Origin of the sequence: Streptomyces sp. 796.1, from assembly GCF_047525675.1 — a bacterium.
In the GTDB taxonomy this organism is placed as follows: domain Bacteria; phylum Actinomycetota; class Actinomycetes; order Streptomycetales; family Streptomycetaceae; genus Streptomyces.
On record NZ_JBLIWA010000016.1, the window covers coordinates 52511 to 71413 of the forward strand.

Genomic DNA, 18903 nt, shown 5'->3' on the forward strand with positions numbered 1-18903 from the left:
CCCGACGCCTCACTAACGTCCCTTCACAGGAGAACGGCGGCCCGGCCCGTGCCACCGCGCCCGGGTGCGGCGGCCGGTGACGGCCCGTCGCACCGGCGCGTGCCACCGGACGCCGCTGATCCGGGGCCACCGGACCGCGGCCCCGCCGCACGGCGGGAAAGCCACCGCGCGGCCCCGAAGGCGTCATGCCGCTCCGCATGGGCACGGGGCGGCGACCGGCGCCACGTGCGGGCGCCACCGGCTCCCCGCCGACCCACCTCATCCACTCCGTACAGAGGGAGACCTGCGTGTTTGACCGCATAGCCGAGTTGGCCGTCCGCCGGGCGCGGCCGGTGCTGATCGTCGCCGCGCTGGTACTGGCCGTGCTGGGCGTCGTCGGCGCGGGCGCCTTCGGCAAGTTGCTGGGCGGCGGCACCGACGACCCGGCGGCCCAGTCCACCCGCGCCGGCAAGGTCATCGAGGAGAAGTTCGGCGGTGAGACCAATCTCGTCCTGCTGGTACGGGCCGACGAAGGCCGCATCGACGACCCCGCGGCCGAGCGCGGTGGCCGGGCCCTGGTCGCGGCCCTCAAGGCGGAACCCGAGCTCACCAACGTGGTCGCGTACTGGGACCGGGACGATCCCGCCCTGCGCTCCGCGGACGCCCGCGAGGCGCTGGTCCTCGCCCATGTCCGGGGCACCGGCAAGGACCAGGAGGAACACGCCAAGGAGATCGTCGACGCCCACGCCGGGACCCGCGACGGGCTGACCGTACGGGCCGGCGGCGGCAGCGCGGTGGGCGCCGACATGTCCGCCCAGGTCGCCGATGACCTGCTGCTGGCCGAGGCCATCGCGGTGCCGCTGACCCTGATCCTGTTGCTGGTCGTGTTCGGCAGCGTGATCGCGGCCCTGCTGCCGTTGCTCGTCGGCCTGATCGCGATCGCCGGTACGTTCGCCGAACTCGCCCTACTCGGCAGCGTCACGGACGTCTCCGTGTTCGCGACCAACCTGACCACGGCGCTCGGTCTCGGCCTCGGCATCGACTACGCGCTGCTGATGACCAGCCGGTTCAGGGAACAGCTCGCGACCGGGGCGAGCGTGCCGGACGCGGTGCGGCACACGGTGCGCACCGCCGGGCGCACCGTCGCCTTCTCGGCCGCCACGGTGGCCGCGGCCCTCGCCGCCCTGCTGGTCTTCCCGCAGTTCTTCCTGCGCTCGTTCGGCTACGCCGGCGTGGGCGTGGTCGTCATCGCGGCCGGCAGCACCCTGCTGGTGATGCCCGCCCTGTTCGTCGTCCTCGGCCACCGCGTCAACAGCGGCCGACTGCCCTGGGCCAAGCGAACGGGCTCCGACGCGCGGGCGCCGCGGTGGGGAAGGTTGGCCCGGCTGGTGATGCGCAGGCCCGCGCTCACCGCGCTGCCGGTGCTCGCCGTACTGCTGCTGGCCGCCGGCCCGCTGCTCGGTATCACCTTCGGCACACCCGACGAACGCGTCCTGCCCGAGGACGCGGAGAGCCGTCAGGTGGCGACGGCGCTGCGGGAGCACTTCGACGGCAACGACGAGGCCGCCCTGCACATCGTCATGGACGCGTCCGTGGGAGCGGCCCCGCTCGCCGCGTACGCCACCGAACTCGCCGCGCTGCCCGACGTCGTCCGCGTCGAGACCAGTGCCGGCAGCTACCGCGGCAGCCACCCCGACGGCACGGTCGGCCGGCCCGGTCCGGGGAATCCCGCGCTCGGTCGCCCGGACGCCCAGCGGGTGACCGTCGTCAGCACCCTGGCGCCGGCCTCGGACGCCGCGCAGCACCTGGTCGACGAGGTGCGCTCGATCGAGGCACCTGCCGGGACGAAGCCGCTGGTGGGCGGCGCCGCGGCCGAACTGGTCGACTCGAAGGACTCCATCGCCGACCGGCTGCCGCTCGCGGTGACCCTGGTCGCGCTCACCACCTTCGTGCTGCTCTTCCTGTTCACCGGCAGCGTCGTCCAACCCTTGCGCGCCCTGGTGCTCAACCTGATCAGCCTGGGAGCAACCCTGGGCATCACCACTTGGATCTTCCAGGACGGCCACCTCTCCGGGTTGCTCGGCTTCACCCCCCAGCCGATGGACACCTCCATGACGGTGCTGATGTTCTGCATCGCCTTCGGCCTCTCCATGGACTACGAGGTGTTCGTCACCAGCCGTATCAAGGAACTCCACGACCTGGGCCGGGACACCGAGACCTCGGTGGCCGACGGCCTGGGCCACACCGGCCGCATCGTCACCGCCGCGGCCTGTCTCCTCGCGGTGAGCTTCTTCGCCTTCGGGACGGCCGAGGTCAGCTTCATGCAGATGTTCGGGATCGGCAGCGGGCTGGCCATCCTCATCGACGCCGTCGCCGTACGCGGCGTGCTCGTGCCCGCAGCGATGCGGCTGCTCGGCCACTCCGCCTGGTACGCGCCCCGCCCACTGCGCGCCCTGCACCAAAGGATCGGCCTGCACGAGGGCGGCCCCACACCGACGCCCGCCCCGGTGGGAGGTTCGGCGGCTGCCGGGCCGTATGCCGAGGACCGGTCACGGGTGTGAGCGTACGGGTGTGATCGTAGGCGTGTGACCGTACGGGGGGTGCCCCGCGCAATCAGTCTCAACTCCCATGGCGGAGGAGGTGATTGAGCGGGGCTTGGTGCGGTTTTGGGGTGGAGGCTGGGGAGGGGTGCCAGCATGTCGGCAGGGAACAGGCCGTGGCCGCGCCTGGCCACCTCGCCGCCACACCAGATGTCACGCGCGATGGGCGGCGGGTGGTATGTGGTCGGGGGCGCCGTTGGTGAATGTGACGCCGAGCCGGCGCAGCCAAACCACCTCCCACACCGAGACCGCCACGGTCAGCAGCGCCGGCATCCAGGCGGTGAAGCCCTCGCCCGCGTTCTGGTAGGCGAGCACCGCGACGGGCCAAGGGCCGACGAGCGCGGGCAGCAAGGGGTGGCCGTCTGCCGCGTTGAAGTGGTTGAAGTAAGCGGAGACCACGGCGATGCCGCAGGCCAGTAGCAGCCATAGGGCCAGCGGCAGCAGCACGATCAGCCACAGGCCCAGGCTGATGTTCAGACGCGCGACGACCAGGGTTGTGGCACCCAGCAGTGCACCCGTGTACGCCATGATCCGCAGGGGGAAGAGCAGGCATCGTGCGGTCCAGCGCCGGCGGGCCGGGTTGGCCGCGGAGATCAAGAACAGGCAGGCCAGCGGAAGTGCGAGGGCGACGACGATGGCCGTGGTCCAGACGCGCTGGGAGAGCTGCGCGAGGTCGGGGATCACGATCCGCCCCGTGAACACCGTGATGACCAGCAAGATCGCACCGCGCAGGGTGTGCGCAGCGCGGATCGCACTCGGGTACTGCCCGAAGTGGTGCCGGGGTGGGAAGTACGGGAGCGGACCAGGGGCCACACCGGCCTCCTTCTGCGAAGACGCCCCGGTACGGAGACCTGGAGGCGCGGACAACGAGGGCTGGGGTGGGGGTATGCGCGGGCGCTCCCCAGAGCGCAGCGCAGTGTGACGGGTCGAGCACGGGTACCGGCGCCGGGGCGGACCGGCACGCAAGGCCTGCTGGCCCATCAAGTGCTCATTCTATGAAGGAAGTTCAGCATCTCTCTAGGGCTTGACGAGTCGTTGGTGGGTGGGTGGTGGCGGGTGCGCGCACCAGGCTGTGATCCACCCGTCCGTGTGTGCCGGGGAGCCGAGCCCGGCTGGTCCCCCCGGCAGACCACCTCTCGACGGCGAAGCCCACCACGGCTACGCCATTGACAGCAGGGTGGTCTGTACCAATCATGTGGCCCATGTGGAGACTCCGTGGAAAGCTGGCCGTACTCGCGGCGCTGCTGTTGCCCATCGGGCTTGCCGGTCCGGCCCAGGCCGTGACCGGTGCGTCAGCGGCAGCCCCGCCAGCGCCCGCCCCCGTCCACACCCGCATCGACACCGACGACCCGGTCCTGTTCATCACCATCGATGACGGCTGGGACACCGAGTCTGCCGCCGGCGCGCAGAAGTTGCTGATCGACCGGCAGGTTCCCGCCTCACTGTTCCTGTTGCCCGGCGCCTACCAGCGGGACAAGGACTACTTCCGTACGCTGCTCGCCCACAGCCCGGCCCGGGTGGAGAACCACACCGTCACCCACCGCGACATGACCACGCTGAGCGCGGCCGAGCAGCGGGCCGAGATCTGCGGCGCCCGCGATCAGCAACTCGCCGCCTTCGGGGACAGTCCGCAACTGTTCCGGCCGGCGGGCGGCCAGGACCACAACTGGCCGTACTACAACGACGACACCCGCACCGCCGCCACCGCGTGCGGCGCCAAGGCCGTGGTGACCTGGACGCACGACCTGACCACCTGGGGCCCGTGGACCCCGCCGATGCCGGAGCTACGTCGCGGGGACGTCGTCCTGCTGCACATGGGTGCCCAGTTGGAGGGCGACCTCCGGCGGGTACTGGCCGCGGCGGACGCGGCCGGCCTCAAGCCGGCGAAGCTGCGGGAGTACGTACCCGGCTCCTCCTGAGCCGGGCGCGGTCGGGTGCGGCCGGGCCCGCGTTGCGGGAGGCTTGACTTCAACCGCGCTGCAACTCCTAGCGTCTCCCACGTCGCCGCGCCGCCGGTCACAGGACCGGACGGCGTGCCCACCCGGCGACCCGACGACGGAGACACCCAGCCATGATCCTCGTGACCGCAGCCACCGGAAACATCGGCACCGACCTGCTGGCCCAGTTGGACGCCAGCGGGGTCGGGCCGGTTCGCGCCCTGACCCGCGACGCCAGCCGCGCCACCTTCCCGGCGGGGGTGACGGCCGTCGAGGGCAGCCTCACGGACCCGGTGTCCTGGGCTGCGGCGCTGACGGGTGTGCGGGCGCTCTTTCTCGTACCGCACCTGGGTCCGGACGCCGACTTGCTGCGGGCCGCCCGGGAGGCGGGCGTTGAGCACACGGTGCTGGTCTCCTCCATCACCGTGCAGACCCACCCGCGGCTGGCACCCGCCGCCGCCCACCGGCAAGTTGAGGAGCACCTGAAGGGCAGCGGCATGGGGTGGACGATCCTGCGGCCGACCCAGTTCGCGTCCAACACCTACCAGTGGGCGGACTCCATCCGCGCCGACGCGACCGTCAGCGCGCCGTACGCGGACACCGCACTGCCCACCATCGACCCGGCCGACATCGCGTCGGTGGCCCGGGCGGCGCTCACCGACCCGAGCCGCCACCACGGCCACACCTACGCACTGACCGGGCCGGCCCCCGTCCCGCCGCGGCAGCAGGTCGCCGCCATCGCGGCGGCCCTGGCGCGTGAGGTGGGGTTCACCGAGATCAGCCGGGAGGCGGCGCACGCGCGGCTCGCGCTGGTGTACGGCGCCGAGGCCGCCGACGCGGTGCTCGACGTCACCGGCGGGGACGTCACCGCGGAGTTGCTGCGGGTGCGCGACACGGTCGAGCAGGTCACCGGGGTGCCGGCCCGCACCTTCGAGCAGTGGGCGACGGAGCACGTCGCCGCCTTCCGCTGACCTGTGGGCCTGCCGCGGTCGGCCCGGCCGGGGGTCAGCCCGCGGTGTCGGCCGGGGCCGTTACGGTCGGCGGGGCTGTCGGGTTCTGTCCCGGGCGGGTCGCGGCGACCAGGGCGCGGAAGGCGTCCGGGTCGCCGATGACCTCCTCCACCCGGTCCCGCCGTTCGTAGAGGTCGTAGTAGCGGTCGCCGATGGCGCCCGGGTCGGACTCACCGCCGCCGGGGACGATGCCGGTGGCGATCCTCACCGTGGCCACGTGGATGCCCTGCGGTCCCAGTTCGGTGTGCAAGGCGTGTGCCCAGTTCCGCAGCCCGGCCATGGCCAGGCCCACATTGGCCAGGAACGGGGCGGGCACGGTGGAGGAGACGCCGGTGGTCAGCAGTACCGTGCCGGCGGCCCGTGCCTGCATCTCCGGCAGCACCGCGCGCACCGCCGTCACCGCGCCCAGGACGTGCAACTCGAACTGGGCGAGGGCCGATTCGACCGTGGTCCGGGCGGCGTGGGTGATCGACCCGGTCGGGCTCGGGCTGAATTCGAGTACGTCGATCGGGCCCAAGTTCGCCCGGGCCGCGGTCAGCGCCGCGGTCAGCGCGGCCGGGTCGCGAACATCGGCAGGGAACGCGGCGGCGCTGACGCCGAGGCCGGTCAGCTCCGCCACCAGCGTGTCCAGCGTGCTCCGGGTGCGGGCGACGAGGGCGACCCGGAACCCGCGGCGGCCGAACGCCCGGGCCACCCCCATCCCCAACCTGGGGCCCGCACCGACCACCACGAGCGTCTTGTCCACGACCATCCCTCTCCTCGGGCACCACGACGGCCCGCACCCGATGCGCGCGACGGCGGGGTGCAGGAGGCTTACCGTCCGTACGTGGCCCCATGATTGGTGCCCTGACAGGCCGCAACAAGACGGCACATCAATGTCGGTGACGCACACGGAGGTAACCCTTGGCGACGCACCAGAACACCGCCCGGGACCCGCAGCAGCGCACCGCCCCACCGCCGGGGGCGCAGGTGCCCAACGACGGGTCGGGCGTGGCGGAGTGCCGGCAGGTGCTCCAGATCATCTCGTTGGTCGGAAACAAGTGGAGCATCCTGGTCATCGGTCACCTGCGGGATCGCACCCTGCGGTTCAGCGAACTCCACCGCGCCGTCGACGGCATCTCCCAGCGCATGCTCACCCTGACGCTGCGCCAACTCGAACGCGACGGCCTGCTCACCCGCACCGTCCACCCCACCGTCCCACCGCACGTGGAATACGCGCTCACCACGCTCGGCACCACCCTGTTGGACTCCGTCGCCACCCTCGGCCGGTGGGCCACAACCCACCGCCAGGAGATCGACGACAACCGGCTCCACTACGACACCGCCCACTCCGCGCGGACGCCGACCTGAGCGCGCCCCCGGCCGGTCGGCCGGGCGCGACCGGCTGTGCCCCGCTGGCGACCGCGAACCGGGGCAGGTGGCCGGGGTGGGCGCGGTCGGCTGTCGCGCCCACCCCGTCGCCGGCGGGCCCGGCGCCCACCCCGTCGGCGCGGACCCGCTACGCGGACCAGCCGCGCAGCAGGCCCTCGGTGACGCGGTGCAGGCGCAGTGCTGCTTCCTGGTCGAACGCCTTTGCCGTGCAAGGGAGTTGACGCTTCTTCTGGTACGCGGTGAACCGCTCGCGCGGCGGCTCGTCCAGCAGGCGGACCATGGGGGCCACGGCCTTCGGCACGGGGGTGGCGAAGACGGTGAAGGTCGCCTTGGTCAGGGCCCGTAGCGGCGCGGGAAGGTGGTTGGGCATGTCGGTCGCGACGACGCCGGGGTGGTATCCGACGTAACGGATGCTGGTGTCGGGGTGCAGGGCGGCGAAGGCGACGCCCAGCAGGTCGTTGGCGCGGAAGGACTGCAAGGTGGCCTTGGTGCCGCCGTAGCGCCGGGTGAGTTGCAGGTCGTCCCAGTGGATCCGGCCCAGGGGGACGCCGGGGGTTCCGACGTTCATGACGACGGGGCGCTGCGCGGCCTCCAGCCTGTCCCGCAGCCCGTGGCTCAGCAGGAACCGGCTCAGGTAGGCGAGGGCGAAGCTGTGCTCGAACCCTTCGTCGGTGACCTTGCGCGGGCCGAAGAGGCGGTACCGCTGGGCGCACAGCACGAGCTTGTCCACCACGGGGCAGGTGTTTTCCAGCGTGGTGAGGAGTTGCTCGGTTGCGGCGACGGACGTCAGGTCGGCCCGCAGGAAGGTGGCGTGGCCGCCGGCCGGGAGGGCCGCCGCCTCGGCGAGCAGGGACTCGCCCTTCGCCGGCGTGCTGCCGATGGCCACCACCCGCGCGCCCTGCCGCAGGTAGTGCAGGGCCAGCCCTCTGCCGAGCCCGTCCGTCCCCCCGGTGATGACCACGATCTGCATCCCTGGCTCCCCTTCTCCTGTGGGCCCGGGCGGCGGCAGGAGCGCGGCCCGGCGCCACGGAATCGCTATGCGGATACGCCGTATCCGCTTGCCGGGACCGTACCATGGAACCGGATAAGTCATATCCGGTTCGGCCGGGGTCGGTACGAGGAGTCGTGCATGGGCAGTCAGCGTGAGGATGAAGAAGTCGCCGTCACGGGAGGGCGACCGCTGCGGCGGGACGCGGAGCTCAACCGCCAACGCATCATCAGGGCCGGGCGCGAGGTGTTCGCCGCACGCGGCCTCCAGGCCACCCTCAACGACGTCGCGCACCACGCCGGCCTGGGAGTGGGCACCGTCTACCGCAAGTACCGCGACAAGCAGACGCTCGCCGAGGCGGTCTACGGGGAAGAGCTGGCCGAGATCGCGGCGATGGCCCGGGCGGCCAGGGCGGAGGACGACGCCTTCGACGCCCTGGCCGGCTTCATCGAACGGGCCCTGGAGCGGGCGGCGTACAACCGTGGCCTGCGTGAACTCATGCGGCAGGGCCACGTGGAAGCCGCCGGCCTCGCGCGCGCGAGAGCGGAGATCGCGGCGCACTGCGAGCACCTGGTGGAGCGGGCCCGCGCCCAGGGCGCACTGCGCGCCGGCGTCACCGGGGCTGACATCGCACCGATCGCCGCGATGGTCGACGCCGTGCTGTCGCTGCCCGGCGAACAGTCACCACAGCTGTGGCGACGCTACCTGGCGATCGTTCTCGACGGGCTCCGCGCCCACCCCGGGCAGCGGCCGTTGCCCGGCCCCGAAGGCACGGCCTGACCCTTGGCTGTCTGGCCCTGGCCCGGGGGGCTCCCAGGCCCCCGGCCGGCTGGGGGCCGGGGCTGACCGGGCCGGTCGGGGCTCCGACGCGGGGAGAGGTGGCGGCGCGTAAGCAGGGCTTCGGTGGTCGCGGTGCCGCTACGCCCCCACCGGCTCGGGTGGCTTCCCCGGCGCTTCGGCCCGCACCGCCGTGCCGTCCGCCGCCCCCGGTGCGCCGTCCACGGTGGACACCCGGTGCAGTCGACGGACCGCCGGGGTGGCCAGCAGCGCGGCACACCCCACCAGGCAGGCGCCCGCCGACACCAGGAGCAGCCGCTGCGGGGAGGCCAGGGCGAGGGCCGGGCCGGCCAGGAGTTGGCCGAGCGAGATGCCGGAGACCGAGCCGGCCAACTCGTACGCGGAGACCCGGTTCAGCACCGCCGGCGGGGTGTGGGTCTGCACGCTCGTCGCCCACATCACCGACCAGAACGCCAGCGCGGCACCGCCGACGACGTGGCCGACGAGCAGGACCGGCAGCCCGGCGCTCAGCGCCACGCACAGCGGCAACGCCGCGTACAGCACCATCGCCAGCGCGCCGGCGGCCAGTGGCCTGGCCGGGTGCACCCGGAGCGCGACCAGGCCGCCGAGCACGGTACCGGCGCCCAGGAACGAGACCGCGAGGCCGTAGGAGTTCGCCCCGAGCCGGTCGCCGATGAGGTCGGAGCTGAGCGGTACGAGGGGGCCGAAGAGCAGCACGCCGAAGACCACCCAGATCAAGATCACCGACCACATCCAGGTGCGGGCGCGGAACTCCTGCCAGCCCTGCCGCAGATCGCGCCGGAGCGAACTGCCGGTGCGCGCGGCGACTTCGGCCGGCGCCCGCGCGTCCGTGACCTGCCCGTTCGTGATCTGCGCGTCCGTGGTCAGGGCATTCCTGGCCAGTGCGTTCTCCTCCGGCGTGGCCGTGGCGAGCGCGTCCGTGGGCCGGCCCGCCGGGGCCAGACTGATGAGCGCCAGGCACAGCGCGCTGAGCAAGAAGGTGCCGGCGTCGAGCGCATAGACCGTGCCGGCGCCGGTCAGCGCGATGAGCAGACCCGCCAGGGCCGGGCCGAGCAGGTGGGCGAGCGCGTCTGCCACCTTCAACGTGGCGTTGGCGCGCTGCGGTTCGCGCGCGATCAGCGGGACCATCCCGTTCATCCCCGGCAGGAACATCGCCACCGCGGCGCCGGCCAGCGCCGCCATCGCGATCAGCAGCCAGAACGGCGGCGACCCGACGAAGAACGCCACCGCCAACACGCCCTGCGTGACCACCCGGACCAGATCCGCGCCGACCATCATCCGCCGCGCGCCGAACCGGTCGGCGAACACCCCACCGAAGAGCACGAGCAGCACGAACGTGCCGGTCCACACGCCGAGGACCAGCCCCACCCCGGAGATCCCGTACAGTTCGCCGACCGCGAGCGCGGCGGCCACCGGCATCATCGCGTCACCGAGTTGGGAGACCGTACGGGCGGTGAAGAAGTACGCGAAGCGCCGGTCCCACAGCGGGGGTCGGGGCGGCTGGGCCGCGGGCCCCGCGGCCGTCGCTGACCGCGCCCGTGCAGGTTCCGGTGCAGGTCCTGACGGGTGCGGCTGCGGCGCAGCCGCCGCGGGGGACGACGAAGACGGGTCGGGCGGCTGGGGCTTCGAGGTGGTCACGGCTCCCATACTGGTGTGGACCAATCGATCGCCCCAGTGTCCGGAACGACGCGATGGGGTACTTTCGCGCCATGACGCTTCGCTCGCTGTCGCAACCCCCGGCACCGCACCGGGTCGTGGCCCTGCTGCACCCCCCGCAGACCACCTTCCCGCTCGCCTGCGCGGCCGAGGTGTTCGGCGGCCCGGGCCCGGAGATCCCCGCCCGCTACACCTTCGACGCCTGCACCGAACACCCGGGCCCGCTGCGCACCCAGACCGGCTGCGACCTGGTGGTCACCGGCGGTCTTCCTGCCCTGGAGCGGGCGGACACCGTGCTCGTCCCCGGCTGGCCGCAGGGCCAGGACGCGGGCGGCGCCGTGTCACCCGCGGTGGTCGACGCCGTCAGGTCGGCGCACCGGCGCGGCGCCCGGATCGTCAGCCTGTGCTCGGGTGCCTTCGTGCTCGCCGCGGCAGGACTTCTCGACGGCCGCCGGGCCGCCACCCACTGGGCCCGCGCCGCCGAGTTGGCCAGCCGCTTCCCACGCGTGCAGGTGGACCCGGCGGTGCTCTACGTGGACCACGGCGACGTCGCCACCAGCGCCGGGGCCGCGGCCGGCGTGGACCTGTGCCTGCACCTGGTGAGCCGCGACCAGGGAGCCGCGTACGCACTGCGGGTGGCCCGCCACATGGTGATGCCGCCGCACCGCGAGGGCTGCCAGTTGCAGTACGCCGAACTCCCCACGTCGGGGCCGGTCACCGACTCCCTCGCGCCCCTCCTCGACTGGCTGTCCGAGCGGCTCGACCAGCCCATCAGCGTCGCCGACATGGCCCTTCGCTCACAGGTCTCGCCCCGCACGCTGACCCGCCGCTTCACCGAACAACTGGGCATCAGCCCCGGCCGCTGGCTGCTCGACCGGCGGATCGCCGCCACCCGGGCGCTCCTGGAGGAGACCGACCTGCCGGTGGAGACCATCGCCCGCAAGGTGGGCCTGTCATCGGCGGTCAACCTGCGCCGGCGCTTCCACGAGGCGCTGCGCACCACACCGGCCGCCTACCGGCGCACCTTCCGCGTACACCAGGCCGGCTGACCGAGCGGCAGCCGGCCCCGAACGCCGTACACCGCACGGGTCCCGGACGCCGCACGGGTCCCGGACGCCGCACGGGTCCCGTACGCGTGGCCAAGTGGCGTGTTCCGCCGTTGACCGGCCCGCCCGCGGTGGCTTGGCTGGGTGCCGTCCCCGCCCGGGGGACCCACGTCCATGGGAGGCGCCGTGCGACCGAACCGGATGCGAACCACCCTCGTGGCGGCGGGGCTCTGCCTCCTCGCCGTGCCCGCCGCACCCGCCCGCGGCCACGCCCCGTCGGCCGACCGGCCCGAAGCCCGGGCCACCCCCACCGCGACCGGCCCGGCGTCCCCCGTCGAGCGGGTCAGTGTGACCGCCGACGGACAGCAGGCCAACGGCGCCTCCAGGTCCGCGGCCATCAGCGGCGACGGACAGACGGTCGTCTTCTTCAGCGAGGCGACCAACCTGGTGCCAGGCACCCGCGTCACCGGCAGCCAGATCTACGCGAAGGACCTGCGCACCGGCGCGGTCGACCTGGTCAGCGTCGGCTCGCACGGCGCGCTCGCCTCCGGCCTCGGCGGCCGGCTGACCGTGAGCGACGACGGGCGCTTCGTCGCCTTCGACGCGGAGTCGGCCATCGAACCGAGCGACACCAACGAGGGCCCCGACGTCTATCTGCGCGACCGCCAGCGGGGCCGCACCGAACTGGTCACCGCCAAGGCCCCGGACGCCCCGGACGCCCGCAGCTTCGGACCGTCCCTCAGTGCGGACGGCCGGTACGTCTCCTTCACCTCGCTGCGCGCCGACTTCGGGCCGCGCGACACCAACGGCACCGGCGACGTGTACGTACGCGACCGGCAGCGCGGCACCACCGAACTGGCCAGCGTCGCCACCGACGGCAGCCAGGGCGACGGGCCGTCCGCCGAGTCCCTGCTCAGCCCCGACGGCCGCCAGGTCACCTTCACCACCCAGGCCAGGACCCTCTTCCCCTGGCCCCGGGCCGCTTCCCCGGCTGCGCCGCCGGCCGACACCACGGCGGCCCCGAAGCGACCGGTGCCGTACGTCACCTTCGGCGTGCACGACCGCCGCACCGGGCGGACCACGGCCGGCGCGTACAACACCGACGACCTGCCCGCCAAGGCAAGTTACGAGCTGGCGTTCTCGGCCGACAGCCGCACCCTGCTGTTCAGCTCGGGGCAGCAGATCGTCCCCGGTGACGGCCCCGCCGACGTGTGGAACTACTACGCGCGGGACCTGCGCACCGGCAGCATCCGGCGGCTGATCCTGCTGCCCGACGGCAGCGTCCCGCCGCACACCGCCTACGGGCTCGGCCTCAGCCCCGACGGCCGCACCGTCTACTTCACCGCGTCCGACGCCGACTTCGCCCCCGGCGACCCGCACCCGGCCTGGGACACCTACCAGCGCGACCTGGAGAGCGGCCAGGTCAGCCGGCTGGTCTCCACCCCGGACGGAGACTCGCCCAGCGACGGCTCCTGGGGCGCCCAGCCCGACCGGGCGGGCCGCGCCCTGGCCTTCGTCAGCGACTCGCCCGACCTGGTGACGGGCGACACCAACGGCAGCAGCGACGTGTTCGTCCGCCGCCTCGACTGACGGTCCGCGAGGGCATGACGATGGGGCGACGTCCCGGGGCCGACCAGTTTTGCGTGGGGGGTTTCGTGGAACACGTGACTGCCATGTGATCCACGCCGGTAGGAGGCTCGCGACTATGCAGGACAAGGGCAGGACCGACAGCATCGGCTCGCAGAGCGATGCGGAGCCGAAACCGCCCTACCCCAAGCAGCGGCAGCAGGCCCCGGGACTGGAGCGGGACATGCACCCCCGCCCGCGGTACGAGGCGCAGCGCTACCGTGCCGCGGACAAGCTGCGCGGCAAGGTCGCTCTCATCACCGGCGGTGATTCGGGCATCGGCCGTGCGGTCGCGCTGCTGTACGCGCGCGAGGGGGCGGACGTGGCCATCGTGTACCTGCCGGAAGAGCAACCGGACGCCGAGGAGACCCGGGAGGCGGTCCAGGCCGCGGGGCAGAGGTGCCTGCTCCTCCCCGGTGACCTGGCCGACGGCGACTTCTGCCGGGAGACGGTCGAGCGGACGGTGCGGGAGCTCGGCGGGCTGAACATCCTCGTCAACAACGCGGCACACCTGACCAGCCAGACCGACCTCTCGCAGCTCAGCTTCGAGGACTGGGACAGGTCCTTCAAGGTCAACGTGTACGCCTACTACCACCTGGTCCAGGCCGCCCGCCCGCACCTCCACTCGGGTGACGCGATCATCGCCACCGCTTCCGAGGAAGCCCTCCGGGGCAGCGACACCATGATCGACTACGGGGCCTCCAAGGCGGCGCTGGTCAACTTCACCAAGTCCATCGCCGAGCACCTGGCCAAGGACGGCATTCGCGCGAACGTGGTCGCGCCCGGCCCCACCTGGACGGTGCTGAACGTGGCCGACCAGAACATGCCGCAGGAGGGGCTGGCCCACCTGGGCAGCGAGGGCCCACTCGGGCGCGTCGCACAGCCCGAGGAGATCGCCCCGGTCTACGTCTACCTGGCCTCCGAGGCCGACTCCAGCTTCACCGTCGGCGAGACCATCGCCGTCACGGGAGGCATCGCCACCACCAACTGATCACGCCACCGCTCCCGCCCCCCCGGGACGCGGCCGAGGCGTGGAACGTTCTGACCGGTCGGTCCGGGCGACCTCCACACGGCAACCCACTCCGCGAAACCCGCGACCCCTGGCCGCCCCGCCCACCCCACTCCCCGGGCACCACGCCACCCACCAGCCAGCAGCACGGTGCCGTACAGGCGGCCGGGCGTCCGTACCTCCCCGCACGACCTGGAGGGGCAGGCCACCGCCGCGGTGACCTGCCCCCTCGTGGACCACCCGGCCCGGCCCGCCGCACCGGGCGGCGGGCCCGGCATCAGCCGCGGGCCCGCTCCGGCGGCGCGCCGAGCAAGCCGGTCAGCACCTTCGACAACTCGGCGCTCGCCTCACTGGTCTGGGCGCGCCAGGCCACGTGCCCGTCCGGGCGCACCAGCACACAGCCGTCCGCGGCGACCTCGCGCTGCCGCTCCCACGCGCCGTACGGGTCGCGCAGCCCCTCGGCCGCGCCGATGGTGCGCACCGTCACCGTGACCCCGGTCAGCCGCGACGCCTCGCGGGCCGCCTCGTGCCACGCCTCGCCGCCACGGCCGGTGAGCAGGACGAACCGGCCCCGCCCGACCACGTCCAGGGTGGAGAGACGGCGCCGGCCGTCCTCCAACCAGGCGTGCGGCAGCCGGGCGCCCGGCCAGGTGGTGGCCTGGTAGTACAGCTCGGGGTCGCGCTCCTGCACCGGCTCGGGCGTGCCGTCGTCCACCCGGGCCCCGGACCGGTAGCGGTAGCCGATCTCCACGCCGTGCGCATTGACCTGGTAGTTGATCCGGTCGGTCGCGGCAGCCAGCGCCGCCCGCCGCTCGGCAGCCGCCGGCGTGTCGTCGGCGAGGCCGCGCAGTAGTGCGGACTGCTCTGCGGCGCTCTGCCCCGCCTCGAAGCCGAGCGCCGCCGGGATGCCCAGGAAGTCCAGCATGGAGCGCACCGCCCGGTCGACGATCTGCCCACCGACCGGCAGCCGCTCGCTCTGGTAGGTGTCCAGCAGTTCGGGACCCGCCGTGCCCTCCAGGACCAGCCGCAGCTTCCAGCACAGGTTGTACGCGTCGGCGACCGCCGAGTTGAGCCCGAGGCCGTTGGTGGGCGGCATCTGGTGCACGGCGTCCCCGACGCAGAACACCCGCCCCGACGCGTACCGGGGGGCGACGACCGCATTGACCTGCCACGGCGAGACGTGCTTGATCTTCACCTCGACCGCGGGGTCGCCGATGCTCTCCCTGATGTGGCCGAGCACCTCCTCGTGGTCGCTCGGGTCGAACTCCTCATCGGGGCCGAAGAACCGGAGATAGACCCACTCGGTCCAGGGCTTGATGCTGACGAAGACCCGACCGTCCTCGGGCGGGTTGCCCGGCACGGCGCCCATGTAGAGGATCGCCGGCCGGTCCGCGCAGTAGCGCGACAGATCGGCCTCGAACCAGATCGAGGCGACCTTCGCCAGCCCGGTCTGGCCCTCGACGGTCAGCCCCGCCTGCTCCATCACCCGGCTGTTGGCGCCGTCCGCGCCGATCAGGTAGTCGCAGCGCACCTCGTACTCCTGGCCGGTGCGCCGGTCGGCGATCACCGCGGTGACCCCGTCCGCGTCCTGACTCATGCGCACGAACTCCTGGCCGAACCGCAACTCGCCCACATGTGCCCGCTCGGCCTCCCGGACCAGGATCGGCTCCAGCAGGTGCTGTGGCAGGTTGCACATCTGGCTGGGGCTCGCGGCCCGGTAGTCGCCGATCCGATCAGGTCCGTTGCCGTACGCGTCGAGCCGGCTCACCTCTGGGCCCGCGAAAGTGGACATGAAGACGTGGTTGGCGAGGAACGGACTCGGCGTCGCCGCCGCGAGCACCGCGTCCTCCACGCCGAGGTCGCGCCAGATCTCGCCGGTACGCTGGTTGAGCAGGTGCGCGCGCGGGGTGTTGGCGCTCGTCTCGTACTTGCCGACCAGCAGGTGCCGTATCCCGTAGCGGGACAGCGCCAGCGAGGCCGTCAGACCTGCCGGGCCGTTGCCCACGATCAGTACTGGTACGTGCACGGTCACAGCCTCCTGTGCGGGGGTGCGGGCGGGGGGTGCGGAGCCCGGGTCCGCCTGGGTCGCGCCCGGGGTGTCCGGGGTGCTCACCGGGCGACCTTCTTGGCATAGCCGCCGTAGATCACGGAGGTGTCCTTGGCGGCCTTGAGCTGGAACCTGCGGCCCAACTCGCCGTAGGTGATCTCACCGCGCGCCCGGCTGCGCATCGCCCGCAGCAACTCCAGCGGCGGCCTGCTGGACGCGAACCCGACCAGGTCCTCGTTGTGCAGGCCGTGCGCGCGGAAGAGGGCGTGCAACTCGGCCGGCTTGATGAAGCCGTTCCAGTCGTGCAGGTCCTTGGGCGCGAAGCGGACGGACTTCCAGTCCTGCGCCATCTTGATCATGCCGAGCTTGGACCGGAAGGTGCGGTTGATCGTGTCGTACAAGTAGTAGCCACCGGGCTTGAGGACCCGCACCGCCTCGCTGATGGCCTGGTTGGTGTCGGTGACGTGTTCCAGGGTGTCGCAGCAGTACACCAGGTCGAAGGAGGCGTCGGGGAAGTCCAGCTTCTCCGCGAAGCCCTCCCGGTAGCGGATGCTCAACCCTTCGGCCCTGGCGTGCTCGGCCGCCGCCTCCAGCGAGGGGCCCGACGGGTCCACGCCGGTGACCTGGGCGCCCGCCCGCGCGAACCGCTCGGCGAGCAGCCCGCCACCACACCCGATGTCGAGCATCCGCTGACCGGTCAGATCGATGCCGAGCCGGCTGGTCAGCACCTCGTGGAAGTAGTCGAACCGGGGTGGGGTGAACGCCTCCAGGGTGGCGAAGGGCTGGTTGTCGTCCCACCACGAGAGGTGGTTGTACACGTCGTTGTCGACAGGCATGGTCGCTGGCTCCTCAGGAGAGCTTGATGGTCGGACGGCGGACATCGAGCCAGACGGCCAGGTCGAGCACGCGCTCGAACGCCTCGCGCTCGTCGGCCTCGACGGCCTCGGGCAGGCCACGGGCGGCCTTGGTCAGCGCCTCGCGGTCGAAGAACTCCACCGCACGGTGGTCGTCGGTGAGCAACTCGCTTACCTGGCGCTGGAGTTCGCTCACGTACCGCAACTCCTGGGTGTGCGGGTAGAGCGCCTTGACCCGCTCCACCACCGAGCGCGGCAGGGCGTCCTTGACGGCCGCCCGCAGCAGGCTCTTCTCCCGGCCGTCGAACGTCTTCATCGCCCAGGGCGTGTTGTACACGTACTCCACCAGCCGGTGGTCACAGATCGGCACCCGCACTTCGAGGCCGACGGCCATGCTCATCCGGTCCTTGCGGTCCAGGAGCATCCCGAGCAGGCTCGTCAGGTGCACGTAGCAGAACTCCCGCATCCGCCGCTCGTGCGCGTCCTCGCCCGGCACCACCGGGATCTCGGCCACCGACTGCTCGTACCGCTGCTGCCAGTAGCCGGGCACGTCCAGGGTGCCGACCAGCAGCTCCGGGCTGATCAGCTTGGTCGGGTGGGACTTGGGGCTGAGCCCTGAGGCCGTCACCCACGGGAACATGGCCGCCTGCTGCACCGTCGGGTGGTGGAACCACGGGTAGCCGCCGAAGATCTCGTCGGCCGACTCGCCGGAAAGCGCCACCGTCGAGTGCTCGCGCACCGCCTTGAACAGCAGGTACAGCGAGTTGTCCGCCTCACCGAAGCCGAACGGCAGGTCCCGGGCGGAGACCGTGGCCCGCCGCACCTCGGGGTTCGCCAACTCCTGGTGGTCCAGGCGGATGTTGTGGTGCACGGTCCCGACGTGCTCGACCACCTCGCGGGCGAACGGCGCGTCCTGCGAGCCGCGCAGCTCGTCGGGGCGGAACGCCTCGGGCTGCTCGAAGTCGACGGTGAAGGTGCGGGTCTGCTCGCCCCGCTCGGCCAGATGGCGCCCGGCCAGCGCGGTCAGGGCGCTGGAGTCGAGCCCGCCGGAGAGCAGCACGCACTGCGGCACGTCGGCCACCACCTGGTGCGCGACGCTGTCTTCGAGGAGTTCGCGCACCCGGCGCACCGTGGTCTCGGTGTCGTCGCGGTGCTCGGCGACCTCAAGGCGCCAGTACGTGCGCTCGCGCAGCCCCGAACGGTCGAGGACCACCAGGGCGCCGGGCTTGACCTCGCGCATGCCCGACCACACCGAGCGCCCGGGCTCCTTGACGAACGCGAACAGCTCGCGCATGCCGTCGGTGTCCACCACCGGCTCCACCTCGGGGTGGGCGAGCACGGCCTTGGCCTCGGAGCCGAAGAGCACCCCGTCGTCGGTCGGGTAGTAGTAGAGCGGCTTGATGCCGAGCCGGTCCCGCAGCAGCACCAGCTTCTCCACCCGGCCGTCCCAGATGCCCAGCGCGTACATGCCGGTCAGCCGGTCCGCGACGTCCTCGCCCCACTCCAGGTAGCCGCGCAGCACCACCTCGGTGTCGCTCGCGGTGCGGAACGCGTGCCCGCGGCGGCGCAGTTCGTCACGGAGCTCGACGAAGTTGTACGCCTCGCCGCTGTACGTCAGGGCCACCGGCCCGTCCGGGGTCTCCTCGACCATGGGCTGGACGCCGCCGGCCAGGTCGATGACCGACAGCCTGCGGTGGCCGAGCGCGGCGGACGGCGAAAGCCAGGTGCCTTCGGCGTCCGGGCCGCGGCACAGCATGGTGGCCGTCATCGCGTCCAGCGCGTCCCGTTCAGCGCTCAGGTCCCGCCGGAAGGCGATCCACCCGGTGATCCCACACATACGTCCTCTTTCTTCGGCGCTTCTTTGGTGTTCTCTGGCTTTGTCTGGCCGGTGGTGGTTGTGCGGTGGCCGTTCTTCGTTGGTGGTTCTTCTTCGGTGGCTCTACGGCGACCGGGAGCGGCCC

Annotated in this window: 15 protein-coding genes; 8 read left to right on the forward strand and 7 right to left on the reverse strand. The window is 72.6% G+C overall.

What is annotated here, in order from left to right:
- Positions 1 to 287: 287 nt before the first annotated feature.
- Positions 288 to 2540, forward strand: coding sequence for an MMPL family transporter (locus ACMA1D_RS13120; protein WP_414724101.1), 2253 nt, complete (start codon positions 288 to 290; stop codon positions 2538 to 2540).
- 192 nt (positions 2541 to 2732) lie between these two features.
- Here ACMA1D_RS13120 and ACMA1D_RS13125 read toward each other — a convergent pair whose 3' ends face one another.
- Positions 2733 to 3392: a hypothetical protein gene (locus tag ACMA1D_RS13125; protein ID WP_414724102.1), complete on the reverse strand. Its 660-nt coding sequence runs from the start codon at positions 3390 to 3392 to the stop codon at positions 2733 to 2735.
- A gap of 389 nt (positions 3393 to 3781) precedes the next feature.
- Between ACMA1D_RS13125 and ACMA1D_RS13130 the strand changes: the two genes are divergently transcribed.
- Positions 3782 to 4498 (forward strand): polysaccharide deacetylase family protein, encoded by a 717-nt coding sequence (locus ACMA1D_RS13130; RefSeq protein WP_414724103.1) that lies wholly within the window; start codon positions 3782 to 3784, stop codon positions 4496 to 4498.
- A gap of 152 nt (positions 4499 to 4650) precedes the next feature.
- Complete coding sequence (locus ACMA1D_RS13135) at positions 4651 to 5487, forward strand: SDR family oxidoreductase (RefSeq protein ID WP_414724104.1); 837 nt, start codon at positions 4651 to 4653, stop codon at positions 5485 to 5487.
- A gap of 34 nt (positions 5488 to 5521) precedes the next feature.
- Here ACMA1D_RS13135 and ACMA1D_RS13140 read toward each other — a convergent pair whose 3' ends face one another.
- Positions 5522 to 6271, reverse strand: coding sequence for an SDR family NAD(P)-dependent oxidoreductase (locus ACMA1D_RS13140; protein ID WP_414724105.1), 750 nt, complete (start codon positions 6269 to 6271; stop codon positions 5522 to 5524).
- 158 nt (positions 6272 to 6429) lie between these two features.
- Between ACMA1D_RS13140 and ACMA1D_RS13145 the strand changes: the two genes are divergently transcribed.
- The gene (locus ACMA1D_RS13145) at positions 6430 to 6876 is read left to right on the forward strand and encodes a winged helix-turn-helix transcriptional regulator (RefSeq protein WP_414724106.1); all 447 of its coding nucleotides are present in this window, start codon (positions 6430 to 6432) and stop codon (positions 6874 to 6876) included.
- A 148-nt stretch (positions 6877 to 7024) separates the two neighbouring features.
- On the opposite strand, the gene ACMA1D_RS13150 is transcribed toward ACMA1D_RS13145, so the two are convergent.
- A complete protein-coding gene (locus ACMA1D_RS13150; protein WP_414724107.1) occupies positions 7025 to 7867 on the reverse strand; it encodes an SDR family NAD(P)-dependent oxidoreductase in 843 nt (280 codons plus the stop codon).
- 159 nt (positions 7868 to 8026) lie between these two features.
- Here ACMA1D_RS13150 and ACMA1D_RS13155 point away from each other — a divergent pair, with 159 nt between their 5' ends.
- Positions 8027 to 8665 carry a TetR/AcrR family transcriptional regulator gene (locus tag ACMA1D_RS13155; RefSeq protein WP_414724108.1) on the forward strand — a complete coding sequence of 213 codons (639 nt, stop codon included), beginning with the start codon at positions 8027 to 8029 and terminating at the stop codon, positions 8663 to 8665.
- 138 nt (positions 8666 to 8803) lie between these two features.
- On the opposite strand, the gene ACMA1D_RS13160 is transcribed toward ACMA1D_RS13155, so the two are convergent.
- On the reverse strand, positions 8804 to 10342 hold the full coding sequence (locus ACMA1D_RS13160; protein WP_414724109.1) for an MFS transporter: 1539 nt from the start codon (positions 10340 to 10342) through the stop codon (positions 8804 to 8806).
- 71 nt (positions 10343 to 10413) lie between these two features.
- On the opposite strand from ACMA1D_RS13160, the gene ACMA1D_RS13165 reads away from it, so the two are divergent.
- The 3 genes from ACMA1D_RS13165 to ACMA1D_RS13175 all read left to right on the forward strand — a co-directional run bounded on the left by ACMA1D_RS13165 (position 10414) and on the right by ACMA1D_RS13175 (position 14023).
- Positions 10414 to 11409 (forward strand): GlxA family transcriptional regulator, encoded by a 996-nt coding sequence (locus ACMA1D_RS13165; protein ID WP_414724110.1) that lies wholly within the window; start codon positions 10414 to 10416, stop codon positions 11407 to 11409.
- A gap of 198 nt (positions 11410 to 11607) precedes the next feature.
- Positions 11608 to 12996 carry a TolB family protein gene (locus ACMA1D_RS13170; RefSeq protein WP_414724111.1) on the forward strand — a complete coding sequence of 463 codons (1389 nt, stop codon included), beginning with the start codon at positions 11608 to 11610 and terminating at the stop codon, positions 12994 to 12996.
- Positions 12997 to 13111: 115 nt separating this feature from the next.
- A complete protein-coding gene (locus ACMA1D_RS13175) occupies positions 13112 to 14023 on the forward strand; it encodes an SDR family oxidoreductase (protein WP_414724112.1) in 912 nt (303 codons plus the stop codon).
- Positions 14024 to 14318: 295 nt separating this feature from the next.
- On the opposite strand, the gene ACMA1D_RS13180 is transcribed toward ACMA1D_RS13175, so the two are convergent.
- From ACMA1D_RS13180 to asnB, 3 genes are read right to left on the reverse strand one after another with little or no spacing between them, the layout of a single operon-like run.
- Complete coding sequence (locus ACMA1D_RS13180) at positions 14319 to 16154, reverse strand: FAD-dependent monooxygenase (protein ID WP_414724113.1); 1836 nt, start codon at positions 16152 to 16154, stop codon at positions 14319 to 14321.
- Positions 16151 to 16924, reverse strand: coding sequence for a bifunctional 2-polyprenyl-6-hydroxyphenol methylase/3-demethylubiquinol 3-O-methyltransferase UbiG (gene ubiG, locus ACMA1D_RS13185; RefSeq protein WP_414724114.1), 774 nt, complete (start codon positions 16922 to 16924; stop codon positions 16151 to 16153). The genes ACMA1D_RS13180 and ubiG overlap by 4 nt, the downstream gene beginning before the upstream one ends.
- A 13-nt stretch (positions 16925 to 16937) precedes the next feature.
- Positions 16938 to 18779 (reverse strand): asparagine synthase (glutamine-hydrolyzing), encoded by a 1842-nt coding sequence (gene asnB, locus ACMA1D_RS13190; protein ID WP_414724115.1) that lies wholly within the window; start codon positions 18777 to 18779, stop codon positions 16938 to 16940.
- Between the last annotated feature and the right edge of the window lie 124 nt (positions 18780 to 18903).

What these genes read in the sequence shown, in the direction of transcription:
- ACMA1D_RS13130 (WP_414724103.1), top strand. Translation starts at nt 3,782, where the DNA reads ATGTGGAGACTCCGTGGAAAGCTGGCCGTACTCGCGGCGCTGCTGTTG.
- ACMA1D_RS13135 (WP_414724104.1), top strand. Translation starts at nt 4,651, where the DNA reads ATGATCCTCGTGACCGCAGCCACCGGAAACATCGGCACCGACCTGCTG.
- ACMA1D_RS13150 (WP_414724107.1), bottom strand. Translation starts at nt 7,867, where the DNA reads ATGCAGATCGTGGTCATCACCGGGGGGACGGACGGGCTCGGCAGAGGG.
- ACMA1D_RS13155 (WP_414724108.1), top strand. Translation starts at nt 8,027, where the DNA reads ATGGGCAGTCAGCGTGAGGATGAAGAAGTCGCCGTCACGGGAGGGCGA.
- ACMA1D_RS13165 (WP_414724110.1), top strand. Translation starts at nt 10,414, where the DNA reads ATGACGCTTCGCTCGCTGTCGCAACCCCCGGCACCGCACCGGGTCGTG.
- ACMA1D_RS13170 (WP_414724111.1), top strand. Translation starts at nt 11,608, where the DNA reads ATGCGAACCACCCTCGTGGCGGCGGGGCTCTGCCTCCTCGCCGTGCCC.
- ACMA1D_RS13175 (WP_414724112.1), top strand. Translation starts at nt 13,112, where the DNA reads ATGCAGGACAAGGGCAGGACCGACAGCATCGGCTCGCAGAGCGATGCG.
- ubiG (WP_414724114.1), bottom strand. Translation starts at nt 16,924, where the DNA reads ATGCCTGTCGACAACGACGTGTACAACCACCTCTCGTGGTGGGACGAC.
- asnB (WP_414724115.1), bottom strand. Translation starts at nt 18,779, where the DNA reads ATGTGTGGGATCACCGGGTGGATCGCCTTCCGGCGGGACCTGAGCGCT.